Annotated in this window: 8 protein-coding genes and 2 pseudogenes; 3 read left to right on the top strand and 7 right to left on the bottom strand. The window is 33.7% G+C overall.

All coding sequences use genetic code 11. From position 1 onward, the window contains the following. Window positions 1-214 (top strand): annotated as a pseudogene (locus tag Trichorick_RS08730) (hypothetical protein); the annotation flags it as partial. A 262-nt stretch (window positions 215-476) separates the two neighbouring features. Here Trichorick_RS08730 and Trichorick_RS08735 read toward each other — a convergent pair. From Trichorick_RS08735 to Trichorick_RS08745, 3 genes are all read right to left on the bottom strand, one after another. Next, window positions 477-2,018, bottom strand: coding sequence for a Do family serine endopeptidase (locus tag Trichorick_RS08735; RefSeq protein ID WP_323739272.1), 1,542 nt, complete (start codon window positions 2,016-2,018; stop codon window positions 477-479). A 79-nt stretch (window positions 2,019-2,097) separates the two neighbouring features. Then, the gene (locus tag Trichorick_RS08740) at window positions 2,098-2,565 is read right to left on the bottom strand and encodes an Hsp20/alpha crystallin family protein (protein ID WP_323739273.1); all 468 of its coding nucleotides are present in this window, start codon (window positions 2,563-2,565) and stop codon (window positions 2,098-2,100) included. A gap of 720 nt (window positions 2,566-3,285) precedes the next feature. Beyond that, window positions 3,286-3,804 (bottom strand): DDE-type integrase/transposase/recombinase, encoded by a 519-nt coding sequence (locus Trichorick_RS08745; protein WP_323739274.1) that lies wholly within the window; start codon window positions 3,802-3,804, stop codon window positions 3,286-3,288. Window positions 3,805-3,983: 179 nt separating this feature from the next. Between Trichorick_RS08745 and Trichorick_RS08750 the strand changes: the two genes are divergently transcribed. Beyond that, a complete protein-coding gene (locus tag Trichorick_RS08750; RefSeq protein ID WP_323739275.1) occupies window positions 3,984-4,964 on the top strand; it encodes a malate dehydrogenase in 981 nt (326 codons plus the stop codon). A 257-nt stretch (window positions 4,965-5,221) separates the two neighbouring features. Here the strand turns inward: Trichorick_RS08750 and Trichorick_RS08755 are convergent, their stop codons facing one another. From Trichorick_RS08755 to Trichorick_RS08765, 3 genes and pseudogenes are all read right to left on the bottom strand, one after another. Next, on the bottom strand, window positions 5,222-5,614 hold the full coding sequence (locus Trichorick_RS08755; protein WP_323739276.1) for a winged helix-turn-helix transcriptional regulator: 393 nt from the start codon (window positions 5,612-5,614) through the stop codon (window positions 5,222-5,224). 361 nt (window positions 5,615-5,975) lie between these two features. Next, on the bottom strand, window positions 5,976-6,575 hold the full coding sequence (locus tag Trichorick_RS08760; protein WP_323739277.1) for an isochorismatase family protein: 600 nt from the start codon (window positions 6,573-6,575) through the stop codon (window positions 5,976-5,978). 445 nt (window positions 6,576-7,020) lie between these two features. After that, window positions 7,021-7,326 (bottom strand): annotated as a pseudogene (locus tag Trichorick_RS08765) (DDE-type integrase/transposase/recombinase); the annotation flags it as partial. 241 nt (window positions 7,327-7,567) lie between these two features. On the opposite strand from Trichorick_RS08765, the gene Trichorick_RS08770 reads away from it, so the two are divergent. Next, entirely contained in the window at window positions 7,568-8,134 is a 567-nt protein-coding gene (locus tag Trichorick_RS08770; protein WP_323739278.1) for a recombinase family protein, read from the top strand. On the opposite strand, the gene Trichorick_RS08775 is transcribed toward Trichorick_RS08770, so the two are convergent. Next, window positions 8,131-9,021 carry an Rpn family recombination-promoting nuclease/putative transposase gene (locus Trichorick_RS08775; protein WP_323739279.1) on the bottom strand — a complete coding sequence of 297 codons (891 nt, stop codon included), beginning with the start codon at window positions 9,019-9,021 and terminating at the stop codon, window positions 8,131-8,133. The genes Trichorick_RS08770 and Trichorick_RS08775 overlap by 4 nt on opposite strands. Between the last annotated feature and the right edge of the window lie 385 nt (window positions 9,022-9,406).

Below are 9,406 nucleotides of genomic sequence, written 5' to 3' on the forward strand. Positions count from 1 at the left end.
AATGAACTTTAGCGAAGAAGAAAGAGACTTTTACGAAGATCATCTAAAGTGGCTTAGGGTAGAAACAAATAGTCTAAAGAAAATGAGAGCTGAAGGTAAGGCTGAACGAAATATTGAAGTTGCTAAAAACTTACTTGCTCAGAATATAGATATTGCCACTATTTCTCTTGCTACCGGTTTATCTATTGCAGAAATTGAAAAGCTTAAATCTTAACCTCTCCATATTTTATTATTAATATTTATCGTTAGTTAGAACTGATAAATATTCTGTAATTGCCTAAATACCTCTGTGTCACAAATGGTGGGTTATGAACATAATATAAAGTGATGTACGAAAATTATGTTAGAATAATTTAGGGTTATAATGTTGTTAAAGACAACCATTATATACATAGCTATCCGCTTTTTTGTGTCCCAAATGTTTATATATAAACATGAGTTATACATAGGAAGTGAATGCAAACATTCAAGCAGCGTTACTGGATCTGTAACATTAAAAACATTGTCTGGCCTTTTCTATTGATTAGTAAGGATAAATATTTTTTTGATTTACCTTGTTGAGCTTTTATCACTTTCTCTAATTGAGTGGGGGTATCTACTTTTTGGTTATTAACTTCAGATATTATATCGCCCTTTCTTATACCTAAATAATGCCACTCACTGCCGTTCTTTACGTTTAGTACCAAGACCCCTGCAACTTTTTTTTCTATATCGAATCTATCTTTTAGTGCAGGTGTTAATACAGTAACTTCTATACCTTCTATCTCAATCGCGGAACTGTTCCTGGCTTCATCTTGCGGAGATTTTGCTACTTTTTCCTGAGTTTTTTCATATTCCTGTAAGTCTTCAAGTTTAAGCTTTATTTCACGAACATTTTTCTCTTTACCGATTATTGTTAACTCAACAGATTTTCCAGGAGGGGTAGAGCCCACTAACCTAGAAAGTTTTTTAGAGCTTAATACTGGTTGCCCATTAAAACCTGTTATTATCTCTCCAGGTTTAATGCCTGCCTTATCTGCTGGGCTATTTTTTATTACTTTTACGACTAAAGCGCCGGTTTGTTCTCCTAACTCTAAGTCTTCAGTCATTTCAGCAGTTGCATCTTGTAAATTTAAACCTAAGTAGCCTCTTTGCAGCTTACTACCTTTTTTTAATTCTTCAATAATAGGCTTAGCTATAGAAGAAGGAATAGCAAACCCTACACCTACGTTACCCTCAGCAAAAGAAGTAGTAACTATGGCTGTATTAATTCCTATTACTTCTCCTCTCATATTGAAAAGAGGACCCCCAGAGCTCCCTCTGTTAATTGCTGCATCTGTTTGAATAAACTCATCGATTGCTCCTCCTAAGTCAATATCTCGAGCATGCGCCGATATAATACCTGAACTTACACTTCCTCCTAATCCAAAAGGATTTCCTATCGCTACTACTCTTTCTCCTACCCTAATTTTATCAGAGTCGCCAAAGCTAACATAAGGTAAGGGTTTATTGTGTTCTACCTTGAGTAAAGCAAGATCTGATTTTGGATCGGCGCTGATTACTTTAGCCTTTAATTCTTTTCCACTATTTAGTTTTACTTTAATCTCTGTAGCATCTTTTATTACATGGTTATTAGTAACTATATAACCGTCAGAGCCGATAATAAACCCCGAGCCTACTGCCACAGCTTGCCGTGAGATAGAACGTGGGTCTCTGTCGATATCGAAAGGCATACCAAACCTTTTAAAAAGCTCTTCAAACTCTTCAAAAGGCGAGCCTTCAGGAAAATTATAAGGAGATATTCTTTCTCTTTTATTCTTATAATTAGCTTTATAGGTAGATGAGATATTTACTACCGCTGGCATAAGGGGAGCCACCAGATCAGCTATCTCTTCTTTCTCAATGTAAGTAGCGTATGCGCTCTGAATAGGGAAAGAGGTAATTAAAAAAGAAGCAATTAAGGTAATTGATATACTTAAAGCCAAGAACGATTTAGCTTTTTTTAGGGTTGCATCCAATTTTAATTGCTTCTGATCCATAATTACCGTCCCCTTATATAATATTAATTAGTGCTCGCTAAGTAATGTGGTCTCCTTTTAGAATTAGCGTAAAATATGCTTATCCTTTTATTTCTATTCTTTTAGAGTTATCAGTTGGCTTTTTCGGTATTTGAATATGTAAGATACCATTATCAAACTTAGCTTCTATATCGTCTGGATTTACGTTATTAGGTAAAGAAACAGAACGCTGGAATGAGCCATAATATCTTTCACGAGTATAATAAGTACGTTCCTTCTCCTCTTTCTCTTCTTCTCTCTGACCTTTGATAGTTAAAATGTTATTATCCATTTTAACCTCTATATCCTGCTGTTTTATACCAGGTAGCTCTACCTCTATTTTATATTCTGCGTCGGTTTCGGATATATCCATTCTTGGAGAGAGAAAATTACTTTGTTGACTATTTCCAGCTAAGCTTGGGTAAAAGAAATCATCTAATAGGCTATTAAACAAGCTATCGATGTTACCACGTTTACGTTTATTGGAGAGATTCCTATCTTGGTGTACGTTAGGTAAATTGAAAGTCATAATTCCTCCTTATTAATTGATGTTTACTACTGCGTTCTGCTAGTTAAGTGAACCTCACTTATATTAAATATATAATAATACAAAATAACAATGCAAGTCTTCGAACTTATATTATTGAGCAATATATTATAGCTTTAATTTTATCTCTCTTCTTCTAGTTTAAAATGGTTATATTTTTTCATTAATTAAAACAAGAAAAATAATATCAGGTATAAAATTGGGGTTATGTTGCTCTTGTATTAAGCGGTTACTAACACTAAATAAATACTTAAAGGTAGTTGTCTCTAGGAAATAGCCTTTTAACTATCTTACCAGTTAAGAGTGTTATGCTCTAAATAGCGATTATATCGGGGAAATTATAGATACTAATTTCTAGATCTTTAAATTACAGGGCTACCATTTTCCTAGGTACTTGGTAGCCTTTGACGAATAAAAGTCAAGTCATTCCTATAGTGGTAGCAAGCGATATCCGTTGTTATAAATGTTCGGAGTTAGGAATTTTAATAGTTATTTGACATTTTAATAATCCAATAGATTATCAGTTATGATACTAATTTCTCCTTGAATTCCTTAAACCATATTTCTAGCAGAAGTTAATGTTTGATTTTTTAGCAAGCTATGGAAGCGCTTCGTTGAGCGTTCACTAACTTATAACATAAGAGTTCTGTCGCATCTGTAAAGCATCATCTGTCTTAATCGACAAAAGTAGGATTTTAGACATTATGCGACCATTAACATTTTAAAATTTGCGAAAGTAGAAAGATTATTGTTAGATTCGATTATTTGTTCTTTTTGAATTATACGAATGTTTTCTGTACCGGTAATAGTAATTTTGGCTGAACGGAAGCTCTTGAAGCCTAGCATAGGCTTCGGTCGTTTCTTAATAAATCTATGGTTTTGTCCGACAATATTATTGAGATATTTAACCTGACGTACCTCAATTTGTTGGTCTTTATGCAAGTATTTGTTTGCAGCTTTTAGAGCAGAGATATTACTGTCGCTGCCTACGCGCTTCTTGCGTTTCCTTACCGCAGCATCTATTAACGGTACAAACTTTATTACCCATCTTTGCAGAGTAGCATGGTCAATTTTAGCGCCTCTAATGCTAGCCATTTCTTCTAAATCAGGATAACTTAGAGAAAATCTACATTTCATATAGACCAATAGCCTTATTATCTCCAGTGATGAACAAAATCCTTTGAAGTGCTTTAGGAGTTCCGAAGAAATATTAAACGGCATTCAAATATTTTTTAAGCCTGTTATCTCAGATTTAAAGATCACTGGTAATAGATACGACAGAACCATAAATATGGCTCATTTTGTACATAAAACGTATTAAACCATCCTAAATATATAGTCGATTGAGATCTTTTTTGTTACACTTTAACTTTCGTTGAAATGTTTTTAGGATTCTCATTATGAAATTACCAGTTAAAATTGCTGTAACAGGTGCAGCAGGACAAATTAGTTATAGTTTATTATTCCGTATTGCGAACGGAGATATGTTAGGTAAAGATCAACCAATAATCTTACAATTACTCGAAATTGAACCAGCTCTGAATGCACTTAAAGGAGTGATTATGGAATTAGATGACTGCGCTTTCCCACTAATTCATGGGATTAGCGCTAGCAGTGATCCTATGATAGCATTTAAGGAAGTAGACTATGCTTTATTGATCGGTTCACGTCCACGCACTAAAGGTATGGAACGTAAGGACTTATTAGAAGTCAATGGAGCAATTTTCGTAGGTCAGGGTAAAGCCTTAGGTACAGTTGCTAAAAAAGATGTTAAAGTGTTAGTAGTAGGAAATCCAGCGAATACTAATGCATTGATTTTATCTAAAAATGCAAAAACTATTGACCCGCGTAACATTACTTCAATGATGCGTTTAGACCATAACCGAGCAATGAGTAAATTAGCCGAAAAAGTTGGCAGTCATTCTACTATGGTGAAAAATATTATAGCATGGGGAAATCACTCGTCAACACAGTACCCAGATATTTTCAATGCAACGGTGGAAGGCAAGAAAGCCAGTGAATTAGTTGATAAAAATTGGTTAGTAACTGACTTTATCCCAATAATACAAAAACGTGGTGCAGCAATTATTGAAGCACGTGGTTTTTCCTCTGCAGCATCTGCTGCTAATGCAGCGATTGATCATATGAAGAGTTGGATATGTGGAACTGCTAAAGATGAAATAGTAACTATGGGAGTTGCTTCAGATGGTAGCTACGGAATTCCTGAAGGTTTAATATTTGGATACCCTTGCACATGTAAAGATGGGCGATATACTATAGTTCAAGGTTTTGCAATTAGCGATTTTAGTCGTAAATATATTGATATTACTTATACCGAATTATGTGAAGAACGTGCTGCAATTCAACATTTATTGACTTAAGCAATGCTACAAAACTTTAGTATGAATTTTGATAGCTTATAGCCTGTATTGAAAGTCGTACCGTCAAGTTGTTTAGAACAGTTAAACGATTGGCAGTACCATTAGATCTCTTCGAAAATTAATTTTTAACGCTATCTTCGTTGTCGAAGGTTGTTTAGTTTTCTCAAAAGTATTTAATATTCTGCGGAGCTTAACTACAAATCCAATGAAACTTCCTAACTCAAAATTAGCTTTTAAAGAGCTATAATGAAGGGCTATTATATTTTAGTCGGCCTTTTTTTATCAAATTTTTGTTGTGCCTCTTGGATTTTTTGATGATTATTTTGTACCCAATCTACTAAGAGGGCTATTGGAGAAAGTAATGTACTACCTAAGGGGGTAAGCGAATAGTAAACGCTTGGGGGGACAGTACCCTCAACTCTACGAACTAATAGCCCGTTCCATTCAAGTTCACGTAGAGTCCTAGTTAACATACGTTGAGAAATTCCTTCAATATTATGCTGTATTTCGCTAAAGCGTCTCGTACCTCCTGCTAAAATAGCAATAATCAACATACTCCATTTATTTCCGACTAAACTTAACACTTCTCTTATTGCCAAGCATTCTGGTGCGTTATTATCAATAGGGCTAAGCTTATCAATGTTTAACATAATTGTACTACTTATTTATTGACAGAGAGCTGTATTATACGAAAATTACATTAACTAGCAAAAAGTATAGGTAGTTAGGAAGTTTAATCTTTTTACGCTACTAAATTATATTATAAGGAGAGAGGTATATTTTTTGACCTCTCTTGTTCGAAACTATTTCTGAATTCATTTTATGGTCTATCACTAATTAATAAGATCCCAACCCAAGCTTAGTTGTTAGAATTTGTGCATAACCTATTCTGATCTTAGGAATTTTAGGAAAAATGTGACCAACGATCCTAGGGTACTCTAGCAAATTAGAACCAAGACAAATTTTAATAACAGAATTACCTACCATTTCTAGGTTATGCAAGAAATCTAATTATGTTATTATACTCGTGGTCGGTAATATACCCAATAAAATATTAATCAACTCCTCACCTTCTGGTCTACTCCAATCTTGCGTTAGTTCAGCTATAAGAGTGTTAGTAGCAGTTAAAACTACTCCTGCGCTCTCCATACGTTGCCGTGCGGTCTCCTCGGAAATTTCAAAAGGTGAACCTGAAGCGTCTAAAACCGCTTGAACCTTATATCCTTCATTCACAGCACTAATCGCTGGGTACACTAAACAAACATCAGTAGTAACTCCAGCCATGATTAGATTTTTTCGTTTTGTAGCTTCAACCGCTTCTCTAAAATTATTATCTGACCATGCATTAACAATTCCCTGCCGTTTAATCCTATTATTAAATTCTTCTGGTAGTATCTCAGATAGCTCAGCTATTAAAGGCCCTTGAAAATTATTTTCTTGTGAGCTGGTTATAATTACCGGTATATTAAAGATTTTTGCAACTTTTGCTAGAGCTATAGTATTCTTTTTTACTACTTCTAAGTCCATAGTTCTTATGAGTTGCATAGTCCCTATTTGATGATCAATTAACAATAGTGCAGAGTCTTTATTAGTGAAATAGGTAATAGGCATAATCCCTCTATTATAAAATTTTTAATTTATTAATGCGATATCTTTAGGACTTTACCGCAGGAAATTTTACCTCTGCGTTAGTAACCTGAAAAGTACCATCTTTACCTTTACTGGCAGAGATAATCTAAAATATAGTAAATGTATAAAATAAGTACAAGAAGGCACAATTATGTCAGGTACTTACAAGCTTGTTACTATCAATTGCTAATTTGGGATTAGGAGATCATAAACTTTTAATCTCGATTTTATTTTTGAAACTTCAAAAGAGATTTAATAAATAGTTGATTCGGCGATAGCTAGTAATTAATAAGGCTTGGTCTATTAAAATTAGTTTACTATGCTTTAACAATGTTACTGTAGCAAAACTGTACTGGTGCAAAGAGTCTGATAAACTGTATTTTTTAAAACTAATTTTGTACTAGTTTTCCGGACACTCTAATATAGCTTACAATATATCTGTATTATTCGAACAAAATTTATTATAAATCGCATGATCCAGTGTCCGGAAAACTAGTACAAGATCAGTTTTAAAATTCTCAAAAGTAGAAAGATTGTTATTAGATCCAATTAATTGTCCTTTTTGAATTATACGAATATTCTCAATACCAGAAATAGTAATTTTTGCTGAACGAAAACTGTTAAAGCCAAGCATCGGCTTCGTTCGTTTTTTAATAAATCTATGATCCTGCTCGACAATATTGTTGAGATATTTGACTTGACGCAGCTCAATTTGCATATCTTTGACAAGCTCTTTGACTTCTGGGGTTAAGCTGGTTGTTTTCAACATAAGGCTTGCTTTAAATTATGGTGTTTAAGGCTAACGCTCTGTTCGTCATCATCAAATATAGAATAGTAGTTTCTATTGTGCATTAAATTATAACATTGTAGACAGTCAAAAAGTACTCAAAAAATCTGTGTACTAAATCGTAAATCAGTATATAGTAGACAGCGTAGTCTACTTTTCAATTTAATAGACAGTTTTGGAGATATAAATGAGATTATTTGGTTATGCACGAGTATCAACCTCACAACAATCATTAGAAATCCAAAAGCAAGCTCTTAAAAAAGAGGGGGTTAAGGAATCAAGAATATTTTTTGATAAATCTACCGGCAGTAACGTTGATAGACCCGGTCTTAACTCATTACTTTTTAAAGTAGAAGAGGGTGATGTAGTCCTCATTACCAAATTAGATAGATTGGGCAGAGATACTGCCGACATGATAAATCTTATCAACCGATTTGATAAAATGCATGTAGGTATCCGTTTTTTAGATGACGGTATCAGTACAGAAGGATCTACAGGCAAAATGGTAATTACCATTTTATCTGCCGTTGCGGAAGCAGAACGTCTTAGAATATTAGAACGTACTAACGAAGGCAGGATTGAAGCAAAATCTAAAGGCATAAAATTCGGTCGTAAGCGTAAAATTGATCGGGATAAATTACTGAAGTACAAAGAGAATGGTATTATGGGTACTGCTCTTGCCAAAGAAATGGGAATAAGCCGCGCTGCGGTATATAAAATATTGAAAGAAACAAATTGCACTATAATTAATTAAGATAAAAGCTTTTCAATTTCTGCAATAGATAAACCGGTAGCGGTAGATATAACATTAATATCTATATTTTGAGATAATAAACTCTTAGCAATTTCTATATTTCGTTCAGTTTTACCTTCTTCTCTACCTTCCTCTCTACTCTCAGCTTTAGCCTTTTCTCCATATTTTTTTAAAGTATTAGCTTCGATTCTAAGCCATTTAAGGTGCTCTTCATAAGCTTCTCTCTCAGCCTCGGTAAAGTTCATCACTTCTAGCACGTTAATAGCTTTTTTAAGCTCAGGACTGTCTAATATTTTAGGCAAGTTATCGGTTTTTAATAAATCATTCCTTGTTAGAAACGCTAGCCACACGTCTAGAGAATTTTTCACTTTTGTGAATATATCAGATAATTCTTCATTAGAGTTATCAGCGAATTTCTTAAGCTCAATGGTATGAAGCTCTAAATCTTTAAAGTATAGTAGGCCGCTATCCTTTTCGGTAATATGAAACACGTTGTGATACTTGGCCGCATCAGGAATCGAAACAAAATTAAGGATATAGATACCTATAGCTTTAGAAAGTAAAGAATAATCTTCAGCTACTCTTAACTGTTCTGTATATAATTTAGCCCAGTAATATAGAGCTCTTTTATCGTAATCGGCTTCGTCACTAATTTGAATTTCAATATTAAATCTTTTACCGTCTATACCTTTTGCTTTAATATCTAGCACCGATAACTTATCTCGGTAAAAGTTTTGTGGATTGTATGGGTTAAGTAGAATTAGATCAGCGATTTGGTCTTCCTTGGATACGATAGAATTTATTAGAGAAATAAGCAGATCTTTATTCTCTTCTACTCCAAAAATTTTCTTGAATGCTAAATCCACGCGCGGCGAGATTCTATTCATAATTAACTTATTTTACTATATATAAACATGGCTCTAGTATAGCATAGGTAAGCCTTATAAGCTAAAGAATAACAATAAGTTTATGTATCAAATTAATAATTTGAAAGAAGTAAAGTAAGCAATATATAAAAAATCAAGAATTAGCGAAGCATTGATTTTTATTAATGCTTCGCTTTTGCACTTGAAAGAAAAAGGCGAGCCTTTTTTAAAGGCGCTGCTAGAACGGCTTTGTTACATGAATCGGATTTTGAGGTAAATCGAGTTTTTGAATAAACAAAAAAAGCTATAGAAATAGTGAGGTACAAGAGTTAAAATGACTCTTTTTTAAGGTGAGTATGCCTAACAAACTCCAAGATCCTTGTCGTCATAAATTTGCCCAAGCTAA

Source organism: Candidatus Trichorickettsia mobilis, assembly GCF_034366785.1.
GTDB classification, from domain to species: Bacteria; Pseudomonadota; Alphaproteobacteria; order Rickettsiales; family Rickettsiaceae; genus Trichorickettsia; species Trichorickettsia mobilis_A.

Bases quoted from the DNA above. Each gene is read 5' to 3' on its own strand.
- Trichorick_RS08745 (WP_323739274.1), bottom strand. From the start codon at position 3,804: ATGCCGTTTAATATTTCTTCGGAACTCCTAAAGCACTTCAAAGGATTT.
- Trichorick_RS08755 (WP_323739276.1), bottom strand. From the start codon at position 5,614: ATGTTAAACATTGATAAGCTTAGCCCTATTGATAATAACGCACCAGAA.
- Trichorick_RS08740 (WP_323739273.1), bottom strand. From the start codon at position 2,565: ATGACTTTCAATTTACCTAACGTACACCAAGATAGGAATCTCTCCAAT.
- Trichorick_RS08735 (WP_323739272.1), bottom strand. From the start codon at position 2,018: ATGGATCAGAAGCAATTAAAATTGGATGCAACCCTAAAAAAAGCTAAA.
- Trichorick_RS08760 (WP_323739277.1), bottom strand. From the start codon at position 6,575: ATGCCTATTACCTATTTCACTAATAAAGACTCTGCACTATTGTTAATT.
- Trichorick_RS08775 (WP_323739279.1), bottom strand. From the start codon at position 9,021: ATGAATAGAATCTCGCCGCGCGTGGATTTAGCATTCAAGAAAATTTTT.
- Trichorick_RS08750 (WP_323739275.1), top strand. From the start codon at position 3,984: ATGAAATTACCAGTTAAAATTGCTGTAACAGGTGCAGCAGGACAAATT.
- Trichorick_RS08770 (WP_323739278.1), top strand. From the start codon at position 7,568: ATGAGATTATTTGGTTATGCACGAGTATCAACCTCACAACAATCATTA.